Raw genomic sequence first — 20,830 nt, 5'->3', positions numbered from 1 at the left:
CCCCTACCGATCGAGCGCGCGGTCGAGGGCTGCGAACACGTCCGCGTAGGTGGTCGCGAGCCGGTCGAGACGCGGCGCGAGACCGTCGGCACTGCGGCGGTGGAAAGCCCGTGCAAGCTGGAACTGGAAGGCCTTGGCCTCGACGGCGAGGCGCGCGGCCGCGTCCGAGGCTGGAGCGAAAGGTCCCGCAGCTGCCGCTTCGAGCCAGGCGAGATGGCTCGCGAGCATCTCGAAATTCGCTCCGAGCTGGCGCGTGGTGTTGAAGGCGTAGGCGTGAAAGACCCCGAGGGGGCGCTGGACCAGGGCAGGCGCCGTCCGCGCGAGGGCGTCGCGGAACGCCAGGACCGGATTGTGCGCCGGCGCCCGCGTACGGTGGCGCCGTAGCAGGTCGAGGGCGGCGCCCGGCAGATCAACCGGGCTCATGGGAGACGCGACCGCCTTCACGAACTCCGCGTAGGGCGGCAGCACGGCAGGTCCGAAGATGCCGTGGTAATTGTCGCCGGAGAGCCGGAAGCGACCGGCATTGTGAAGGTAGTCGAGCTCCCGGGTTTCGGGGTCGAGGGCCAGAATACCGATCGTGGTCTTGCCGTGCTCCCGGCCGTAGGTGGTGCCGGAAGTATCAGGCAGGTGGATAGCGTCCACCTCCACCAGCACCGGTCGGCCCTGTTGGACCTGGATCAGGGCCTGCGCTTCGAGGGTGTCGTAGACGGCGAGCTCCAGCACCTCGATCCCGTAGAGCCGCTCGAGATCGGCCGCCGGCGGCTTGAAGAACGTGAACTGGTCGCCCTCGAAATCCTGCCGCAGGGTGAAGCCCAGCATCGCCTCCGGCACGAGGCCGCGCCCGTGCAGGAGTTCGATCCAGAGATCGACGTAGCAGTTCGTTTCCGGCCAGTTGCGGTCGGCCGCATGGAGCAGGTGCGGCGCGTAGGGCGTCTCGGGGGCGAGCCCCTGCGCCGGCCGGAGGCGTGCGGCGGTCACCGGATCAGCCCCACAGGGTGGTGCGCACGGCATCCGGCCAGGCGGCGAGGTCAAGGCCGTGATGGCGCAGGAGCGCCAGGGTGATCCGTTCCAGGCCGAAGCCGACGCAGGCAGTGTGCGCGACGCTGCCGTCGGCTTGGCGCAGGTTCCAGGTCGTTCCGAAATGGTCCTGATGGTAGTTAAAGCTGAGGCAGGCGGTCGGCTTCTCGACGCTGTTCACCGGCACGTTCAGCTCGAACTTCAGGTTCTGCTGGCGCTGGTTATTGGCGAGCATCCGCCCGGCCCGGCCGAAAAACGGGTCGTTGGCGACGTCGATCGCCAGCGGCAGCAGGAGGCTGCGGATCATCTCGGTGCCGCGGGCGAGCCAGGATTCACGGAAGGCCAGCACCTGCTCGGGGCTGCCCATGCGCACGTATTCGCGCATCCGGAAGAGCTGCATCCGGGTCGGTTCCAGGCTGGGTTCGCGCCGGAAACAGTACGATTGCAGGTCGAACAGGCCGCCCTCTTCGGGCAGGCGGCCGCGCGCTGCGGCGGCCGGGTAGAGGGGGTAGCAGGCCGCGGGGGTGAGCACGATGTCCGTCGCCTGCTGGTGACCGGTCCAGTCGCTCCGGGCTTCGACGCAGGCGAGAAGCTCGGCATGCTCCGCCTCGTTGCCGCAGAAGCTGTGAATGGTGCCGGCGAGGTTCGGAAAACCCTTGAGGTAGCCGCTGCGCTCGAAGGCTGGCCGGCTCATGCCGGGGGGAAAGCGCATCACCTCCGCCCCGTCCGCCGCGCCGAGGCGGCTGATCAGGCGCTCGAGGGCATCGACGACGCTCTCGAAGGCGCCGCTGCGGCCGTAGAGGCCGTTGACGCCGGTGCGTACCAGGAGGCCCTGGTCGAACAGGCGATCGAGGAAGCTCGGGACGCCGTCCGGGGCCTCGTCGAAGATTTCGGCGGCGCGGGAATCTGCCCGGGGAGAGAAGGTCGAGTCCATCACGCGCTCATGAGCTGGCCGCCGCCCTTCTGCACGAGCAGAAGCTTGGCGGTGTTGGCGAGGATGCGGTCGTTTCCGATCATCAGCGGCGCCGACAGGACGTCGCGCAGGGGCCGGCCGAGGCTGAAGGGCGTGCCGTTCTGGTAGCCGGCGAGGCCGACGATCGAGAGGGCGCGCTGCACGATGTCGACGGCCATCTCGGAGGCGGTCGTCTTCAAGTTGTTCAGCATGACGGAGAAGCCGATCGACCCGATGGTGTCGACGTCTCCCTGCGCGTCCTCGTAGCGGCGGAGCGCCGACACGATGGCGGCCCGCATCGCCTGGAGGGCGTTCGAGACTTCCGCGAGGCGCAGGGCCGTCGGCGGCACCTGCCCCGGCTGGCGCCGGGCCTCGGTCTGCACGAAGGTGCGGGCGCGGTCGACAGCGGAACTGGCGATGCCGAACCAGACGCTGCTCCACAGGAGGTGCGAGGAGGCCAGCATCGACTGGGCCGCGATCTCCGCGAAGGGCTTGGGCAGGATCTGCTCGACGGGAATGTCCCGGGCCTCCAGGCGGAAGCCGTCGCTGCAGGTGCCGCGCATGCCGAGAGTGTCCCACACGCTCTTGCGCTCCAGGGAGACCTGGTCGGCGAACAGGGCCACCAGCACTTGGTCGGAGCCCGCGGCCTCCGGGTGGCGCCGGGCAGTGGCGAGGATCAGGTCGGCCTGCGTCCCGTAGGAGATCACGGAGGCGTCTTTGCCGAGGGCGAAGACGCCTCCGGTGGTCTCGACGGCGCAGAAGCTGGTGCGCAGGTCGCCGCCGATCCCGGCCTCCGTGGTCGAGGAAGCGACGAGGAGCTGCTCCTGGGCGATCCGCTCCATCAGCTGACAATGCCACGCGCTGTCCAGGCCGTGGGCCACGAGGCTCGCGACCTTGATGTGGTGCATCGCGAACACCATCGCGGCACTGCTGCACGCTTGCCCAAGCGTGCAGCACAGGTCCGCGATCTCTCTCAGCCCGGCCCCTTCGCCGCCGAACTGGCTCGGGAACTGCAGGCCCAACAGGCGCTCCGCCTTGAGGGCCGTGACCGCTTCCAGGGGGAAGCGGCCGTCTCGGTCGACGGCGTCGGCATGGAGCGCCGCGATCGTCGCTGCCCGCTGCGCGCGCTGGGCCAGGGTGCTCATGCGGCCTGCGGATGGAGGACGGTGGCCACGGTCTCGCGGATCGCAGCGATCGACGCGAAGGACTTGCGGGTCAGGAACTCGTCCGGGAACTCGATGCCGAACCGCTCCTCGAGGGCCAGCATCAGCTGGACCGAACCGAACGAGTCGAGGCCTCGATCGAACAGGCTGTCGTCGTCGCCGATCTGTTCGGCGACCGGCGCGAGCACCTCATTGGTCGCGAGGATCTCGCGGATGTCCTGGGAGGTGACCAAGGTACGGCTCCTTTCTAAGCAATAGCACATGTATTGGCTGGCAATTTGAATTGTCAAACAACAAGGGCCACGATGGTAAATACCGGGCTCTGTTGTGTGCGATCGGGTTTGTCGACGGCCGACGCTCCGATGCTCACCCAACGCGCCGGTCTTCTGATCGATCTTCGTGCCAATCCTAGAGGAAGGCGACTTTACAGGCGCTTCCCCCAAGGTCCTCCGGCTCGAAAATTCACTGGCATCCGCAGCGCCAGGGACAACACCTGATATCGTGGTAAACAAAGTCTCGCAATAATTGACAAAAGGCGGAACGATTCAGGATAATGTCTGGAATGACGTGACTTTGCGGGCCGGCGCGCGCTCAGGTTCGACGATCAGGCGTTGACCGGGTCCGCTCCCGTTCAGCGGACGCACACGATCCTTCGGCGAGAGATGATCTACAACCTGCAGATCCTGCGCGCCCTGGCGGCCTATTCGGTCTTCCTGACGCATTTCGGACTGTACGCGGGCCCCATTCTGCCGAGGCCCGACGCGATGGCGTTCGGAGCGGCGGGCGTGGACGTGTTCTTCGTCCTGTCCGGCTTCATCATGTTCGTGAGCACGGCCGGGCGAAGTGAGACCCCCGGTTCGTTCCTGCTCCGTCGGGCGATTCGCGTGGTACCTCTCTACTGGCTCGTCACCCTCGGGCTGGCGCTGATCGCGCTCGCCGGACTGAAACCCATCGGCATCGTCGAACTGCGGCCGGATTACGTGGTGCAGTCACTGCTGTTCCTGCCGTTCTCGCGGGGCGGCTACGTCGAGCCCCTCAATTCGGTGGGCTGGACGCTCAACTACGAGATGTTCTTCTATGCCGGATTCGCCGCCCTGCTGCTGGTGTCGGACTTGCGCGCGCGGATGATCGGCCTGGCCGCCGCCTTCGGTGCGCTGGTCCTGCTCGGCCTGGCGCCGGTACCGGGCCTCTACTGGGCCTATTACACGAAGCCGATCGTGCTCGAATTCGTGGCCGGTGCGGCTCTGGGCTACGCCTATCTCCGCTGCGGGGCGCCCTCGCCCGGCTTCCCGGTCCGGCGGGCGGCCGTCGGCGCGCTCGCGGTCGCGGGCGCCCTCATCCTCGGTGGGCAGGCGGTGGCGGGCGCCCTCGGCGCCGATTTGGAGATGACGGGGTTCCTGCGCCCTCTTGTCTGGGGGAGCGCCGCAGCGCTCGCCGTCGGCGCGCTGCTTCTGCTGGAGCGGGGCGGCATCGTCCTGCGCTCGAGGTGGCTGTTCTCCCAGGGGAACGCCAGCTACGCGTTCTACCTGATCCACAATCTGATGTTGCATGCCGGCGCCAAGGTGGCGGCCGTTCTGGTGGTTCCAGGTCCCCTGCGCGTCGTCCTGGTCTTCGTCCTGGCCTTCAGCGCTTCCGTGCTCCTCGGGGAATGGCTGTTCCGCTGCGTGGAAAGGCCCATCGGGGCCGCCCTGCGGCGGTTGTGCGACCGGAGCCCGGGCCCTGGACCGCTGCCCGGCGCGGTTCCTTCCTGAACGAACGGACGCCGCGATGCGAAACCACCGTCTGTCTTGATCCTTCCTAAAAACCTAATACGGGCAGCCTGATTTTCGATAAAAGCGTCCGCAGACTGTTATCTCTAAGTACTGATCGTGCGTAAGATGACTTCAGCGCGTGGGTTTATCATAGTAGTTTAGTTCGAAGAGAGAATGCTCTCAGGGGTCGGTGTCATGCCGTCCGTCTGCGGAGGTTCTCTCGGTGTCCGGCAGGCCGGCGAGGATGGTTCGGATGCGTATAGCGATCGTTCACGACTGGTTATACGTGGTCGGAGGCGCCGAGCAGGTGCTGCGCCAGCTGCTGAAGATCTATCCGCAGGCCCATATCTATACCCTGTTCGACTTCCTGCCCGAGTCCGCGCGGACCTATCTCGGCTACACGCAGGCGCGCACGAGCTTCATCCAGCGCCTTCCCCTCGCGCGCACGCGGCACCGGCACTACCTGCCGCTGATGCCGCTCGCCATCGAGCAGTTCGACCTGTCGAGCTACGACCTCGTCATCTCGAGCAGTTACGCCGTGGCCAAGGGCGTACTCACCGGACCGGACCAGCTTCACGTGTCCTACGTCCACTCCCCCATGCGCTACGCCTGGGATCTGCAGCACACCTATCTGCGGGAAAGCGGCTGCGCGAGCGGCCTCAAGGGCCTGCTCGCTCGGCTCATCCTCCACCGGATGCGCCTGTGGGACTACCGCACCGCCCCCGGGCCGAACGCGATCATCGCCAATTCCGGTTTCGTGGCGCGGCGGATCCACAAGGTCTACGGCCGCGGCGCCGAGGTGATCCCTCCGCCCGTCACCCTGTCCAGCCAGCGCTACGACGGACCGCGCGGGAACCACTTCCTGGTGGCGAGCCGCCTCGTGCCCTACAAGAACGTCGAAGCCGTGGTGCGTGCTTTCGCGCAGCTGCCCGGCCTCGACCTCGTGGTCGCCGGCACCGGTCCGGAGGCCGAGCGGCTGAGGGCGATCGCGACCTCGAACGTCACCTTCGCGGGGTTCGTATCCGACGAGGAGCTGCGCCGTCTCATGGCCACGGCCCGCGCCTTCGTCTTCGCGGCGGAGGAGGATTTCGGGATCATCGTTGTGGAGGCCCAATCGGAGGGCACGCCCGTCCTCGCCCTCGGGCGCGGCGGCGCTCGCGAGACCGTGCAGGTCCGTGGGCCGAACCGCACGGGCCTGTTCTTCGACACGCCCGAGCCCGATGCCATCGCGTCCTGCGTCTGCGACTTCATCCGCCAGGAGGACAGCTTCACCCGCGAGGCCTGCCGGAACCAGGCGGAGCCGTTCTCCTCCGATCTGTTCCGCATCCGCTTCTCGCGCTTCGTCGACGAACAGCTCACGATGCATCGCGCCGCCTGCGAGCCACGCCTGCGCACCCTCTCCCGGCTCGAGGCCGTTCCCCGCTTCGAAGCCGTGTCCTGAGGAGCGGCGCGCATGTCCCTCCTCACCCTCGACATGCCCGACCGCGCGCCGGCCGCCGGGCGCGTACCCGAGCAGGACCGCGAGCGCGGCGGCGCGCTCATGGTGCCCCTCCTCAAGATCTGGCGCCGCCGCGTCCTGTTCGTGACCGTCTTCGTTGCCGTCCTCGGGCTCGCGGTGGCCATCCTGTTGCGCACACCCGCCCAGTACGTGGCGACCGGGTCCGTCATCGTGGCCGAGCCGGAGCCGGGCGCCAGCAACGCCTCGATGGCCTGGATTCAGAAGCTCGGCGATCCGGCCGATCTGGAGAGCCAGATCCTGGTGATCCGCTCGCCCCGCCTCATGCGTCTCGCCGCCGAGAGCGGCCTCGCCGAGGCGGTGATGTCCGAATGCCGTGAGACCGTCACCCGTGGGCATCCCGACCGGATCACGGAGAAGAAGGATGCCGTCTGCGCCAAGCTCGGCGCGGACCGCGACGCGCTCGTGGAGTATCTGCAGAAGCGCTACATGGTCGGCAGCGCCGGCCGCTCCCGCGTCATCGCCATCGGCTACAAGTCGCCGCTGCCCGAGGTGGCGCAGACGATGACCAACGCGCTCATCAACGCCTTTCTGGAAGACCAGCGCAACGCGCAGGCCTCGAGCCGCAAGGCGGCCACCGACTGGCTGTTCACCGAGATCAAGCAGCTCGACGCCTCGATCCGCGACGACGAGGCGCGCATCCAGGCCTTCCGCCGCCGTAAAGGCCTCGTGAAGGGTGCGACCGGTCCGATCAGCGCCGAGCGCCTCACCGGGATCAGTCAGCAGCTCGCGGCCTCCGAGGCCGCCAAGGCGGATGCCGCTGCACGCCTGAAGGAGATCGAGGCCGACCGTCGACGCGGCTCCGACAGCGCCCCGGCGGTCCTCGCCAGCCGCGCCGTAGGCGACCTCAAGCAGCAGATCAGCGGCGTCAGTGCGCAGCTCGCCAACCAGAGCACTCTGCTCGGCCCGAACCACCCGACCGTTCGCGCCCTGCAGACCGAGCAGGCCAGCCTGCGCGCCCGGATCGACCGGGAACTCGCCAACGTCGCCGACGGCCTGCGCAAGACTTACGAGGCCTCGAACACCCTGGCCCGCTCCCTCCGCGCCCAGATGGACGCCGCCAAGTCCGAGGCGGCCGCCGCCATGGACGACGAGGCCTCGATCGAGGGCATGGTCCGCAACGCGGAGATCAAGCGCGCCCGCTACGCCGACCTCGTGAAGCGGGCGAGCGAGCTGGAGACCGAGCGCCGCATCCTCACCGGCAGCACCCGCTTGGTCAGCCTCGCCGAAGTGCCCCAGGAGGCGTTCTCGCCCAAGCCCGTCCCGTTTCTGGCCGGGGCCGTCGTACTGGCGACCGTGCTCGCTGCCGGCGCCGCCCTCCTGCGCGATCTCGCCGACCGCCGGGTCCGCACGCCCGCCCAGCTGGTGGCCGGCACCGGCGCCCCGGTCTTCGCCCAGCTGCCCTGCCTGGCTGCCGGCGGCCTGATGGGCCGCCTTTCCGACCGGCGCCGCGAACTGCCGCTGGCCGAGGCCCTGCAGCGGGCGCAGGCGGATCCCGGCATGCGGAACGTGCTGCGGACCCTCCACGCCCACCTGTTCCTGGCGGGCGGCGACGGCTCGCGCACGGTGCTGGTGACCTCGGGCAAGCCGCGCGAGGGCAAGTCCTTCACGACCTTCGCCATTGCCGGCCTCAGTGCCGCGAGCGGTCGCCGTGTCCTGGTGATCGAGTGCGACCTGCGCCGGCCCAATTTCGAGGCGTCCCTCGGTCTGAGCCGCAGCCCTGGCCTCGCCGGTATCCTGCGCGGCGAGATCGATGCCGCGGCGGCCGTCATCGCCAAGGACGGATTCGACGTCATCCCGGCCGGCGTTCCGACGCCGGACTCAACCGAGCTTCTGATGAAGCAGCGCATGGCGAACCTCCTGCGTTGGAGCCGGCGCTACGACCTCGTGCTCCTCGACAGTCCGCCGACCAGCCTGCTGATGGATGCCTGCATGCTCGCCCGCCACGTGGACGGCGTGCTCTGCTGCACCCGTGCGGGCCGCTCGCAGCTGTCCGATACGATCGAGACCGTGACGAGCCTGCGTCAGGCCGGCGGCGCCGTCCTCGGCATCGCCATGACGATGGTCAAGCCCGGCGGCCAGCCGGCCTACGAGGCCATGCCCCTGTCCTTGCCGCATCGTACGGGAGCCGCCTGATGGCCGGGACGCTCTCGACCGCGAACGGTTCCGAGCGGGCGCGCACCGCGCGTCCGGTGGGGGCGCGGGCGGCCCAGCCCCGGGTGCTGTTCGTCAGCCACACGGGCACCATGTCCGGCGCCGAGCTCGTCCTGCGGGACGTCGTGCGGGCCTGGCCCGGCTCCCAGGCCTTCCTGTTCGAGGGCGGCCCCCTCGCCGACGCCCTGCGGGAGACCGGCCTGACGATCCGGCTCGCAGCGCCGGGCGCCGACCTCTCCGGCCTGCGCCGGGACGTCTCCCCCTGGCGCGCCCTTCCGGTGCTCGGCTGCCTCGCCCGTTTGGCGCGGGACCTCGCCCGGGCCGCGCGCGGCTGCGACGTGGTCTATGCCAATTCGCAGAAGGCCTTCCTGCTCGCGGCCCTGCCGGCCCGTCTCGTCGGCCGCCCTCTGGTCTGGCACCTGCACGACATCCTCGACGGCGCCCATTTCGGCCCGGCGCAGCGGATCGTGCAGGCCCGGCTCGCCAATGCCTGCGCGGCGTGCGTCATCGTCCCCTCGCGGGCCGCGGCCGAGGCGTTCGTGCAGGCGGGCGGACGCCGGGACCGGGTGACGGTGGTGCCGAATGGCCTCGACCTGATCCTCGACCCGCGCCCCGTGGCGGAACTGCGCACGGAGCTCGGCCTGCCCGCCGGGCCCCTCGTCGGCGTGTTCAGCCGTCTCGCACCCTGGAAAGGGCAGGACGTCGTGATCGAGGCGCTGGCTGAGATGCCGGGCCTGCGCTGTCTGGTGGTGGGCTCTGCCCTGTTCGGCGAGGATGGCTACGCGGCGGGCCTGCGCGACCTCGCGGCGGCCCGCGGCGTCGCCGACCGGGTCCTGTTCCTGGGCCAGCGCAGCGACGTGCCTCGCCTGATGCAGGCCGTCGATGCGGTGGTTCATCCCTCCGTGGACCCCGAGCCGTTCGGCCGGACCCTCGTCGAGGCGATGCTGGCCGGCGTGCCAGTGGTCGCCACCGATGCCGGCGCTTCCAGCGAGATCCTCGACGGCGGCGCCCTCGGCACCCTCGTACCGCCCCGTCGCCCCGACCGCATCGCCGCCGCCCTCGCCGAGATCCTGGATCGCCCGGAGGCTTTCGCGGAGCGCACTCGCCTGGCTCGCGAGCGGGCCCTCGCCCGCTACGGCGCCACCCGGATGCAGGACGACCTCGCCGACCTGATCCGCCAGGCCGCCGCTCGCCCGTGACGCTGACGGACAATCCCCCCATCCGGAGCCGCCGAGCCACGATGACCCGCGTCCTCGTCAACATGCCGAGCCAGCATGGCGGCCGCCCGTCCGGCGTGGCGTTGGTCGCCTTCCGGGTGATCGCCGGGCTGCTCGACCGGGGCACCGTCACCGTCGTCCTGCGCTCGCCCTGGACCCGCGCGCAGCTGCCCGAGGCGATCCGCGACCGGGTCGCGATCGTGACCGTGCCGCGCCCGCGCCTGATGATCCTCGACGTTCTCCGCCAGGCCGTCACCGTCCCGGCCCTGTGCCGGGCGGAAGGGATCGACGTGGTCTTGAACGCCGATCCCTACGGTGCGGCCTTCGGCGGCCGGGCCCGCGTCACCGTCGTGCACGACCTCTACTTCCGAACCATCCCGGACTGCACCGGGTGGCGCGAGGCGCTCACGACGGACCTGATCTTCCGGCTGGTCCTCGGCAACAGCGCCCGGGTGATCGCGGTCTCGGACACCACCCGGGACAGCCTCGGGCAGTTCTACCCCTCCCTGCGCGAGCGCGTCCGGAGCGTGCCCTCGGCGGCCATGCTCGATGCGTCGGCGACGGGCGGCATCGCGCCCGAAACCGCGCGGGGCGCCTACGTTCTGGCGGTGGGCAACGCCACCCACAACAAGAACTTCGCCGCCCTGGCGCGGGCGGCCGCGGCGCTCTCCCAAACCCATCCCGACCTTGCCATCGTCCATGTCGGCGAGGACGCGCAAGAGACCATCGCGGCGGCCTTGGCGGGGGCGCCGGTGCGGCTGACGCGCCTGTCGCGCATCGGCGAGGATCGCCTCGCCGCTCTCTACCGGGACGCCCTGTGCCTGTGCGTACCCTCCTTTGCCGAAGGATTCTGCCTGCCGGTGCTGGAGGCGCAGACCCTGGGCTGCCCGGTGCTGTGCTCGGACCGCTCGGCGACGCCCGAGATCGCCGGGAATGGTGCGCTTACCTTCGATCCCGCCGATCCCGCTGCGCTCGCCGCGGCCCTGCGCCGCCTCCTGCACGAGCCCGACCTGCGCGCCGACCTGATCGCGCGGGGCCACGCCAATGCCCGACGCTACGACTGGGCCGAGACCGCCCGGCGCTACGAGAGCGTGCTGCTCGAGGCCTTGCGGGACGCCGCCCGCCCAATGCCCGCCGGGGAGGCCTCGGATGCGCATCCTGCACCTTAGCTCCCTCTACGCCCCCGAGCAGGTCGGCGGCGCCGAACTGATGGTGGAGACCCTGGCCCGGACCCAGGCCGGCCTCGGCCATGCCGTGGCGGTGGCCTGCGCCTCGCGCCGGGTGGAGGCGCCGACCCTCCAGGACGGGGTCACCGTCTACCGGACCGGCCATGGCACGCCCTTCCACAGCCTCGACTGGCCGCAGCACGGACGCCTCGACCGCCTCCGCTACAAGCTCGCCACGCAGTGGAACCGGCAGACGGTGATCCGGATGGAGGCGGCGGTCCGCGCCTTCGCCCCCGATGTCGTCAACACCCACTCGATCTCGGAGATCACCCCGGCCGTCTGGCCGATGCTCCGGCGCCTCGATATTCCTGTTGTCCACACGCTTCACGACTTCACCAGCCTGTGCACCAACGGTGCGATGGCGAAGCACGGACGCGCCTGCGCCGGCCAGCACTTGAAGTGTCGGCTCTACGCCGAGCCGCACCGCCGCTGCCAGCGCGCGGTCTCCGCCGTCGCGGCGGTCGGCACCGACATCCTGGACCGGCACCTGGCGGCCGGGTTCTTCGCGGAGATTCCCGACTCGCTTCGCCGAGTGATCTGGAACCCGATCGCCTCCGGTGGCCCCTCCGCTCGTCCGCCGCGCAGGCCCGGCGATCCGGTCGTCTTCGGCTCCCTCGGCCGCATCGAGGCCTCGAAGGGCACCGACGTGTTGCTGGCGGCCTGCCGCCACCTGCCGCCCGAGGGGTGGCGCCTCGTCGTCGCCGGCCGGGCTGCGGATGGGCTCGCGCGATACCGCGCCCTGGCCGAGGGGTTGCCGGTAACGTTTGTCGGGTATGCCGAGAAGGATGCCTTCCTCGACACCATCGACTGTCTCGTCGTCCCGCCGGTCTGGCCGGAGGCGTTCGGCCGGACGGTGGCGGAAGCCTATGGTCGCGCCGTGCCGGTGATCGGAACCGCCGTGGGCGGGATCGGCGAGCAGGTCGGCGCCGGCCCCTGGCTCGTCCCTCCCGGCGATGCGTCCGCCCTGGCCACCGCGATGGCGCGGGTCGTGGCGGCGCCGGAGCGCCTTCCCGAGGGCCTGTCCCGCGCCGAAGCCGTTCGCTCGGGCACCGACCCCGACGTCGTCGCCGGCGCCTATCTCGAGCTCTACGCCGCCGTTCGCGCTGGCGTCGCGACCTCCCCCCATCCTCTCCCGCCGGTGGCCTTCTCCGAGCCCCCGCGTCTCGACGAGTGTCGCCCATGACCGCTTCCATGATGACCGCTTCCGAGATGGCCACCGCCGCGATGACGGCCCCGGGCCTCGCCCGCGCCCAGCTGGCCCCGTCCGCCGCCCCGGCGCTCGCGGTGCGCGGCGCGGAGGGTGCCGCACGGATCGCCGCCACCGGGCCGCTGCGCATCCTGCATCTCAGCGCGCTCTATCCGCCCTACATCGTCGGCGGCGCCGAGCGGTCGGTGGAGCATCTCGCCGAGGAGCTGGTGACGGCCGGCCACACGGTGGCGGCGGCCTGCATCGCCCGGGAGGCCGAGCCCAAGACCGTGCGCAACGGCGTCACCGTCTACCGCATGGCCCACAACAACGATTTCTGGCTGGAGGACTGGCCGAAGGCGACGCGGGTCGGCCGCACCTGGGCCAAGCTGAAGCAGCAGTGGAACTTCGCCATCGCCGCGGAGTTCGGCCGCGTCCTCGATGATTTCCGGCCCGACATCGTCAACACCCACTCGCTTCTCGACGTCTCCACCCTGGTCTGGCGGGAGGCGGTCAAGCGCGGCATTCCGATCGTCCACACGGTCTGCGAGTACGACCTGATCTGCGGCAATGCCGCGATGTTCCGGCACGGCAAGCCCTGTACGCACTGGCACCTCGGCTGCAAGGTGGTGAACGCCACCAAGCAGATCACCAACCGGGCGGTGGGCGCCGTGGTCAGCGTCGGAACCGAAATCCTGAAGACCCACGTGACGCACGGCCTGTTCCGCCACCTCGCGCCGGAGCGCCGCCGGGTCATCTACTATTCCTGCACGGTGCCGGACGGCGACCCAGAGGCGCGGCGGCGGATCGACCGCACCGGTCGGCCGATGACCTTCGGCTATCTCGGCCGCATCAACGTCGAGAAGGGCGTCGGCACCCTCGTCGACGCATTCCGCGCGGTGGGCCCCGGCGACTGGCGCTGCCTCGTGGCCGGCCAAGCGATGGACGACTCGATCGACCGCTTCACGGCGCAGGCCGAGGGGCTGCCGATCGAGTTCGTGGGCTGGGCCAAGCCCGCCGACTTCCTCAGCGAGATCGACGTGCTCATCGTGCCCTCGTTCTGGGCCGAGCCCTCGCCGCGGACGATCTACGAGGCCTACGTCATGGGCGTGCCGGTGATCGGCGCGGCCTCGGGCGGCATCCCCGAGCTGATCGGCGAGGACAACGCCGAATGGCTGTTCACGCCGGGCAACGAAGCCGAGCTCGCCGACCGAATCCGGGCCGTGATCGCCCGCGGCCGCGTCGGTCTGCCGGACGAGCGCAGCTTCCAGCACGTCATCCGGGAATCGACCTCCGTGCGCGTGGCGGAGAAGTATCTCGATCTCTACGCCGAGCTTGTGGACGAGCGCCGGGCCGACCGCGCGTGAGCGCCACCGCACTGCTTCCGGGGCAGGCCGCCACCGCCCCGGCCGCCCTCGGGGTCACCGACGAGCCGGACGTCTCCGGCCGCTCCTTCGCGGCGGCCCGCTGGGTGGCGCTGGCCTCCGTCGGCAACGTCGTCCTCAGCTTCGGGGTGTTCTTGGTCCTGGCCCGGCTGATCGAGCCTGCCCAGTTCGGGCTCGTCGCCGTCGCCGCCGTGTTCATCGACATCCTGCAGATCGTCGCCCGCGGCGGCCTGCCCGACGCGGTGGTCCAGCGGGCCGATCTCGAGGAGGCCTTCGCCGCTACCGCCTTCTGGGTCACCCTGGCCTCCAGCGTCGTCTACGCTGCGGCCCTCGTCGCCCTGTCTTGGCCGATCGCCTGGCTGCTCGACCTGCCCGAGCTGCGGCCCGCCCTCTGCGCGCTCTCCGCCTGCTTCGTGATCTCGGCCCTGGGCGCGATCCACGAGGCGCGGCTCCAGCGCAGCTTCGGCTTCCGCAAGCTTGCCCTCCGGGCGCTCGGCGCGAACCTCCTCGGGGGCGCCGCCGCTCTGGCCCTGGCGCTCGCGGATTACGGGGTCTGGAGCCTCGTGGTCCAGCGCCTCGTCGCCACCGGCGCGACCACGCTCCTGACCTGGGCGGCGATGCCCTGGGTCCCGGCCCGGCGCCTGGATCTCGCGGCGGCCCGGCGCCAGATCGCCTTCGGCTCCCGGGTCTTCTCCACGAACCTGCTGCTGGTCTTCTCGATCCGCAGTCAGGAGGTGATCGCCGCCTATTTCCTGTCCACCGCCGATGTCGGCCACCTGCGCCTCGCCTGGCGCTGCATCGACCTCGTGAGCCAGGTCGCGGTGATCCCGTTCTCGGCGGTCGCGCTGACCACCTATGCCCGCCTGCAGGACCGCCCGGCCGACCTCGCCGCCGCCTTCCACGACTTCACCCGGACCTCCGCCTTCCTGGCGCTGCCGGCCTTCTTCGGTATGGCGGCGGTGGCCCCGACCGTGATCCCGTTCCTGTTCGGCGAACAGTGGCACGACGCGGTGCCGGTCCTGCGCATCCTGGCGCTGCTCGCGCCGGAATTCGTCGTGACCTCCATGCTGTGGATGATCTTCACGGCGCTGGGCCGCAGCGGCACCGCCCTGAAGCTCGCCGGCGCCCAGTTCGGGATCGGGGCCGTGACGGCGATCCTCACCGGACCGTTCGGCCTGTCGGCCCTCGTCATCGGCCACGTGGTCCGGGCCTACCTGTTCTCACCCCTGATCGTCGCGCGGGCCGGGCGCTTCGTGCCGGTGAGCAACGGGGGCCTCGTCGGGGTGCTGCTGCCCGCCACGGCCTGCGCCGGCGCCATGGCGGCCCTGGTCTTGCTGGTGCAGGAGCCCATCAACGCGGCCCTCGGCGACCGACTCGGCCTCGTCGCCTGCGTGACCCTGGGCATGACGGCCTATGGCACCCTCGCCCTTGTCTTCCTGCGTCCCACCGTCCGCGCGGCGCTCGGGTTCTTCGTCCGCCGCGGCGGCTGAGCCACCACCCTCCCGGCACCTGCACGCTTCGCAAACCTTTGCGCGCCAGAGTGCACGCGCGGGCGGAGGCATGCCCGGGCCGGGCACGCGGCGTCTTCTCGGGGGGCCGGAGCGATGACGGGACCAGCGGGGCCGATGGCGGCCGGGATGCGGCGGACGCGGGCGGTGCCGATCATGGCCGACCGTGCGGTCGTGTTCCTGCTCGGGGTCGCCCTGCAGCTCAACGTCCTGACCTCGAGCTTCGGGCTTCCCTTCCAGCGCCTGTCGGACCTCCTGCCCTTCCTGCTGATCCCCTGGTTCGGCCTGCGCCGCGCCGTGATCGCCGAGGGGCTGCGCCAGGCTGTCCCGATGGGGGCCGTCGGAATCCTGATCGCCCTCTCGCTGGTGCTGAAGGCCGAGATCCAGGCCGGCGACGTCTACCTGACCCTCGTCCTGCTGCTCTACTTCGTCCTGGCGATGATCCTGCTTGTGATGTTCCGCGACCGGAGCCTGGAGAACGCCTTCTGCTGGGGCCTTCTCGCGGGCCTCGGCGGCTCGCTGGTCGTCCTACTGCTCTCGTCCTCCGGTTTGCCGCTGGACCGCTTCGGCCTCGGCGTCCCGACCGATGGCCTGGACGAGGAACTCAAGCTCTTCGTCGAGGACAAGCAGGGCGGCCTCTGGGCTTCCGGCAACGAGACCGGCCACGTCTTCGCCCTCGGCGGGGCGGCGGCCCTGCTGCTGAGCCTGCGCTACCGCTTGAACCTGATCTACCTTGCCTATTTCGCGGCTCTGCTGGCGAGCTTTCCCCTGACCAACAACCGCTCCGGGCTGTTCATGCCGGTGCTGATCCTGCTGGTGCTGATGCGCCGGAGCATCCGGCTGCAGGTGGTGCTGCCCGTCCTCGGGGTGCTCGGGATCCTGCTCGTCGGCTTCTCGATGACCGGCGAGATCCCCCTGCCCCAGAAGTTGGCGCAGTCCATCGAGACGCGCTTTGCGGGCGACGGCAACGTCTCGGGCAATGCCGACGAGCGCTTCATTTCCGGCTTCACCGCTCTGCAACTCGTGGCGGAATACCCGTTCGGTGTCGGCGAGACCACGCGGCGCGAAGAACTCCGCGCCCTCACCGGGCTGGTGACGCCGCATAACGGCTTCATCTCCCTGGCGCTCCAGAGCGGCATCGCGACGGCGCTGCTCCTCCTCGCCGCCCTCGTGCGCATCGCCCGCGCACCCGCCGCCGCCGGTCCCTTCGTCGCCTACACGGCCCTGTTCCTGGTGCCCTCGATGATGTTCGAGGAATTGTCGGTGAACCAGTACTTCCTCTTCTTCATGGCGGTGCTGCTGGCCTCGCGGGTCGTGCGGTCCGGTTCGGAGCCGGCAACCGGGCGCTAGGGGTACGGGCGGCACGTCGGCCGATCCGGTCGCCCCAAGGTTCTCGTCCGGTGCCCACTTCTACCGGTGTCGACCTCCCTGGGTGTCCCCCCGCACGCGGGGGCGCCACGGCAGCGTTGACCTGTTCCATCCGCCAAAATAGATGATAAACATAATCTTAGAGCGGCGGATGGTCCGGCTGCGGAGGATGCATCATGCAGAAGTGGTTCGCACCCGGTCTCGCGTCCCTCGCCCTCGGCGCCTGCTCACCGGCGGAGACGGCGGTGAGCCCGGAACCGCCCCTCGTTCAGGTGGCCGAGGTCGTCCGCGGTCCCGGCGCGGTCGCGCGCTACACCGGGGTGATCCGGGCCCGGACCGAGAGCAACCTGGGCTTCCGGGTCGGCGGCAAGATCTTCGAGCGCCTCGTCGACCCGGGCGACCGGGTGCGTCGCGGGCAGCCCCTGATGCGCCTCGACCGCACCGACTTCACCCTCGCCCTCGACGCCGCCCGCGCCTCTGCCGAGGCGGCCCGGGCCCAAATGATCAAGAACAAGGCGGACGAGGAGCGCAGCCGCAGGCTGGTGGCCGACGGCTGGACCTCCCGGCAGACCTACGACCAGAACAAGGGCGCGGCCGACGCCGCCATCGCCCAGCTCGCCCTTGCCGAGGCCCAGGCCAGTCAGATCCAGAACCAGGCGGGCTATGCCGAACTCCAGGCCGATGCCGACGGCGTCGTCATGGAGGTGCCCTCCGAGCCCGGCCAGGTGGTCGCGGCCGGCCAGACCGTGGTCAAGCTCGCCCGCGACGGGGCGCGCGAGGCGGAGGTGTTCCTGCCCGAGGGCAGCCGGCGCGCTGCCGAGGGAGAGGCCTCCGCCACCCTCTACGCCGAGGGCGCGGCGACGTACCCGGCGCGCCTGCGCGAACTCTCCGCCACCGCCGATCCGGCGACGCGGACCTACCGGGCGCGCTATATCCTCTCGGGCGGGGGCGAGGCCGCCCCACTGGGCGCCACCGTCACCCTTCAGCTCATCGATGCCGCGGCGGCCCGCGTACCGCGCGTCGAGGTGCCCCTCGCGGCCCTGTTCGACCAGGGGCACGGCATCGCGGTCTGGCGCTACGATGCCGCCACCGAGACCGTGCGTCCGCAGATCGTGCAGGTCGCTCGCCTGGGCGAGGAGCGCGCCGAGATCGTCGACGGTCTGAACCCCGGCGACCGGATCGTGGCGCTCGGTGCCCATCTCCTCACGGCCGACCAGCGGGTGCGCCCGGCGCCCGCCAGCAGGACCGGGGTGGTGCGATGAGCGGCCTCAACCTCTCCGCGCTCGCCGTCCGCGAGCGGGCCGTCACCCTGTTCCTGCTGATCGCGCTGACGGGGGCGGGCTTGTTCGCCTTCCAGAAGCTCGGGCGGGCGGAGGACCCGGCCTTCACCGTCAAGGTCATGACGGTCTCGGCCGCCTGGCCCGGCGCCACGGCGGAAGAGATGCAGCGCCAGGTCGCCGACCCCCTCGAGAAGCGCCTGCAGGAGCTCGTCTACTACGACCGGGCGGAGACCACGGTGCGCCCCGGCCTGATGGTGACGAAGGTCATCTTCAAGGATGCGATGCCTCCGGCCAAGCTCCAGTCGGAGTTCTACCAGGCCCGGAAGAAGCTCTCCGACCAGGCCTCCAGCCTGCCGCGCGGCGTGATGGGGCCGCTCTTCAACGACGAGTTCTCGGACATCTACTTCGCCCTCTACGCCGTACAGGCCAAGGGTCTGCCACACCGCCAGCTCGTGCTGCACGCCGAGGACCTGCGCCAGCGCCTGCTGCGGGTGCCGGGCGTGGAGAAGATCAACATCCTGGGTGAGCAGACCCAGAAGATCTTCGTGGAGATCTCCTACCAGCGCCTCGCCACCCTCGGCATCACCGGCCAGCAGCTGCTGGCCGCGCTGGCTAACCAGAACGACGTCACCCCGGCCGGCTTTGTCGAGGCGGCGGGACCGCGGGTGTACCTGCGTCTCGACGGGGCCATCGACGGCCTCGACGCCATCCGGAATCTGCCCGTGGCCGCCGGCGACCGCAGCCTCAAGCTCGGCGACATCGCCGAGGTCAGGCGCGGCTACGAGGATCCCCGGACCTTCGCGATCCGCAACGACGGCGACCCGGCCCTGATGCTCGGCCTCGTGATGAAGCCCGGCTTCAACGGGCTGACGCTCGGCGCGGCGCTCAACGCCGAGGAGGTGGCGATCCACCACGAGACGCCGGTGGGCATCGCCTTTACCAAGATCACCGATCAGGCCAAGGTCATCGACGACGCCATCCACGAGTTCATGGTCAAGTTCTTCACCGCCCTCGGCGTGGTGATCCTCGTCTCCCTGGTGGCACTCGGCTTCCGGGTCGGCATCGTGGTCGCGCTGGCCGTGCCGCTCACACTCTCGGCGGTGTTCGTCGTGATGATGGTCACGGGCCGCGATTTCGACCGCATCACGTTGGGCGCCCTCATCATCTCGCTCGGCCTCCTCGTCGACGACGCCATCATCGCCATCGAGATGATGGTGGTGCGCATGGAGGAGGGCGCCGACCGCATCGCGGCGGCGACCCATGCCTGGAGCGCCACGGCCGCGCCGATGCTCACCGGCACCCTGGTGACCATCGCGGGCTTCCTGCCCGTGGGCTTCGCCGCTTCCACGGCAGGTGAGTACGCCGGCAACATCTTCTGGGTGGTGGCCTTCTCGCTGATCCTCTCCTGGATCGTGGCTGTGACCTTCACGCCCTATCTCGGCGTGAAGCTCCTGCCGAACATCCAGCGCGTCGTGGGGGGACACGAGGCGATTTATGCCACGAAGACCTACGAGCGCCTGCGCCGCGTCGTGCGGATGTCGGTCGACCACAAATGGCTCGCCGCCGGCATCACCGTGGGGCTGTTCGCCCTCGCCGTGGCGGCGATGGGCAAGGTCGAACAGCAGTTCTTCCCGAACTCAGAGCGCCCCGAGCTCATCGTCGAGGTCACGCTGCCGGCGGGCTCGGCCTTCGCCACGACGGAGGCCAGCGTCAAGCGGATCGAGGCCGCGGTGCGCGATCTGCCGGAAGCTGGCGCGATGACGAGCTACATCGGCCAGGGTATGCCGCGCTTCGTGCTCTCCTTCGATCCCGAGCTTCCTGATCCGGCCTTCGCACAGATCGTGGTGCAGACGGCCGACGCGCAGGCGCGCGACGTCCTCAGGGGCAAGCTGCGCCGACTCGTGGAGGACGGCCGCTTTCCGGAAGCCCGCGTGCGGGTGCTCCAGATCGTGTTCGGCCCACCCATCCGCTTTCCCGTCGCCTTCCGGGTGGTGGGGCCCGACCTCGACGTTATCCGCGGCATCGCCGCCGAGGTTCGGGAGGTCATGGCGGCCAATGCCAACATGCGCCTCGTCCATCTCGACTGGGGCGACAAGACGCCGAGCCTGCGCCTCGCCTTCGACCAGGAACGTCTGCGCCTCATCGGCCTGACCCCGAAGGAGGCCGGCCAGCAGCTGCAGAGCTACCTCAACGGCACGCCCGCCACCCAGGTGCGCGAGAACCTGCGTTCCGTCGACGTCGTCCTGCGCAGCCCCGGCCCCGAGCGGCGCTCCCTGGGCGAGATCGGAGACCTGACGCTGACGACCAAGGACGGTCGTCAGGTGCCGGTCTCGCAGGTGGCGCGCCTGGAGAGCCGGACCGAGGACGCGGTGCTCAAGCGCTACAACCGCGAGACCTACATCCGCGTCCAGGGCGACGTGCTCGACGGCAAGCAGCCGCCGGACATCCACGCCCAGGTCTTTCCCCTCCTGGCGCCGATCAAGGCCAATCTCCCGCCGGGCTACCGCATCGATACCGCGGGTGCCGTGGAGGAGAGCGAGAAGGCGATGATGTCCCTGGTGGCGGTGTTCCCGATCATGCTGATCGTGACGCTCACCGTCATCATGATCCAGGTCCGCTCGTTCGCCACCATGTTCATGGTCTTCGCCACCGCCCCGCTGGGCCTGGTGGGCGCAGCACCGACCCTGCTGCTCTTCCACCAGCCCTTCGGCTTCAACGCGATCCTCGGGCTGATCGCCCTGTCGGGAATCCTGATGCGCAACACCCTGATTTTGGTGGACCAGATCCACCACGACCAGGCGGCGGGCCTGGGGGATTACGACGCGATCGTGGAATCCACGGTGCGGCGCGCCCGTCCCGTCATCCTCACGGCGGCGGCGGCGATGCTGGCCTTCATCCCGCTCACCCACTCGGTGTTCTGGGGGGCGCTGGCCTACGTCCTCATCGGCGGCGTCGGGGTCGGCACCCTGCTGACCCTCCTGTTCCTGCCCGCCCTCTACGCCCTCTGGTTCCGGGTGGCGCGCCAGCCGCGCAACGCGCGGGGCGCCACCGAGACGGCGCCGCAGGGGGCCGGAACCTGACGCAGGCGCGGGGCGAGATCCCGGCAG

Annotated in this window: 15 protein-coding genes; 11 read left to right on the top strand and 4 right to left on the bottom strand. The window is 70.2% G+C overall.

All coding sequences use genetic code 11. The features are described 5' to 3' along the window. Positions 1-3: 3 nt before the first annotated feature. Genes ASF20_RS10430 through ASF20_RS10415 form a run of 4 tightly spaced genes read right to left on the bottom strand, consistent with a single transcriptional unit; the run spans position 4 to position 3,365 of the window. Positions 4-978: a DUF1839 family protein gene (locus tag ASF20_RS10430; RefSeq protein WP_056273900.1), complete on the bottom strand. Its 975-nt coding sequence runs from the start codon at positions 976-978 to the stop codon at positions 4-6. A gap of 4 nt (positions 979-982) precedes the next feature. Then, positions 983-1,951, bottom strand: a complete 969-nt coding sequence (locus ASF20_RS10425; protein ID WP_082501280.1) for an amino acid--[acyl-carrier-protein] ligase — start codon at positions 1,949-1,951, stop codon at positions 983-985. Further along, entirely contained in the window at positions 1,951-3,114 is a 1,164-nt protein-coding gene (locus ASF20_RS10420; RefSeq protein ID WP_056273897.1) for an acyl-CoA dehydrogenase family protein, read from the bottom strand. Before ASF20_RS10420 ends, ASF20_RS10425 begins: the two co-directional genes overlap by 1 nt. After that, a complete protein-coding gene (locus tag ASF20_RS10415) occupies positions 3,111-3,365 on the bottom strand; it encodes an acyl carrier protein (RefSeq protein ID WP_244472596.1) in 255 nt (84 codons plus the stop codon). Before ASF20_RS10415 ends, ASF20_RS10420 begins: the two co-directional genes overlap by 4 nt. Positions 3,366-3,794: 429 nt before the next feature. Between ASF20_RS10415 and ASF20_RS10410 the strand changes: the two genes are divergently transcribed. From ASF20_RS10410 to ASF20_RS10360, 11 genes are all read left to right on the top strand, one after another. Then, a complete protein-coding gene (locus ASF20_RS10410) occupies positions 3,795-4,883 on the top strand; it encodes an acyltransferase (RefSeq protein ID WP_056273893.1) in 1,089 nt (362 codons plus the stop codon). 253 nt (positions 4,884-5,136) lie between these two features. Then, a complete protein-coding gene (locus tag ASF20_RS10405; RefSeq protein WP_056273890.1) occupies positions 5,137-6,324 on the top strand; it encodes a glycosyltransferase in 1,188 nt (395 codons plus the stop codon). 12 nt (positions 6,325-6,336) lie between these two features. Further along, a complete protein-coding gene (locus ASF20_RS10400) occupies positions 6,337-8,535 on the top strand; it encodes a polysaccharide biosynthesis tyrosine autokinase (protein WP_056273886.1) in 2,199 nt (732 codons plus the stop codon). A gap of 110 nt (positions 8,536-8,645) precedes the next feature. Beyond that, complete coding sequence (locus ASF20_RS10395; RefSeq protein ID WP_056273989.1) at positions 8,646-9,752, top strand: glycosyltransferase family 4 protein; 1,107 nt, start codon at positions 8,646-8,648, stop codon at positions 9,750-9,752. A 41-nt stretch (positions 9,753-9,793) separates the two neighbouring features. After that, complete coding sequence (locus ASF20_RS10390; protein ID WP_056273884.1) at positions 9,794-10,939, top strand: glycosyltransferase family 1 protein; 1,146 nt, start codon at positions 9,794-9,796, stop codon at positions 10,937-10,939. Then, positions 10,920-12,179: a glycosyltransferase family 4 protein gene (locus ASF20_RS10385; protein ID WP_056273881.1), complete on the top strand. Its 1,260-nt coding sequence runs from the start codon at positions 10,920-10,922 to the stop codon at positions 12,177-12,179. Before ASF20_RS10390 ends, ASF20_RS10385 begins: the two co-directional genes overlap by 20 nt. Next, a complete protein-coding gene (locus tag ASF20_RS10380; RefSeq protein ID WP_244476389.1) occupies positions 12,176-13,549 on the top strand; it encodes a glycosyltransferase family 4 protein in 1,374 nt (457 codons plus the stop codon). Before ASF20_RS10385 ends, ASF20_RS10380 begins: the two co-directional genes overlap by 4 nt. After that, a complete protein-coding gene (locus ASF20_RS10375; protein WP_056273878.1) occupies positions 13,546-15,057 on the top strand; it encodes a lipopolysaccharide biosynthesis protein in 1,512 nt (503 codons plus the stop codon). Before ASF20_RS10380 ends, ASF20_RS10375 begins: the two co-directional genes overlap by 4 nt. A 114-nt stretch (positions 15,058-15,171) precedes the next feature. Continuing rightward, the gene (locus tag ASF20_RS10370; RefSeq protein WP_056273875.1) at positions 15,172-16,425 is read left to right on the top strand and encodes an O-antigen ligase family protein; all 1,254 of its coding nucleotides are present in this window, start codon (positions 15,172-15,174) and stop codon (positions 16,423-16,425) included. A 194-nt stretch (positions 16,426-16,619) separates the two neighbouring features. Beyond that, positions 16,620-17,705: an efflux RND transporter periplasmic adaptor subunit gene (locus ASF20_RS10365; RefSeq protein WP_056273872.1), complete on the top strand. Its 1,086-nt coding sequence runs from the start codon at positions 16,620-16,622 to the stop codon at positions 17,703-17,705. Next, positions 17,702-20,803: an efflux RND transporter permease subunit gene (locus tag ASF20_RS10360; protein ID WP_056273870.1), complete on the top strand. Its 3,102-nt coding sequence runs from the start codon at positions 17,702-17,704 to the stop codon at positions 20,801-20,803. The genes ASF20_RS10365 and ASF20_RS10360 overlap by 4 nt, the downstream gene beginning before the upstream one ends. Positions 20,804-20,830: the final 27 nt, after the last annotated feature.

The organism is Methylobacterium sp. Leaf88 (assembly GCF_001422795.1).
Lineage (GTDB): Bacteria > Pseudomonadota > Alphaproteobacteria > Rhizobiales > Beijerinckiaceae > Methylobacterium.
This window is presented reverse-complemented; position numbering and strand designations above follow the sequence as displayed.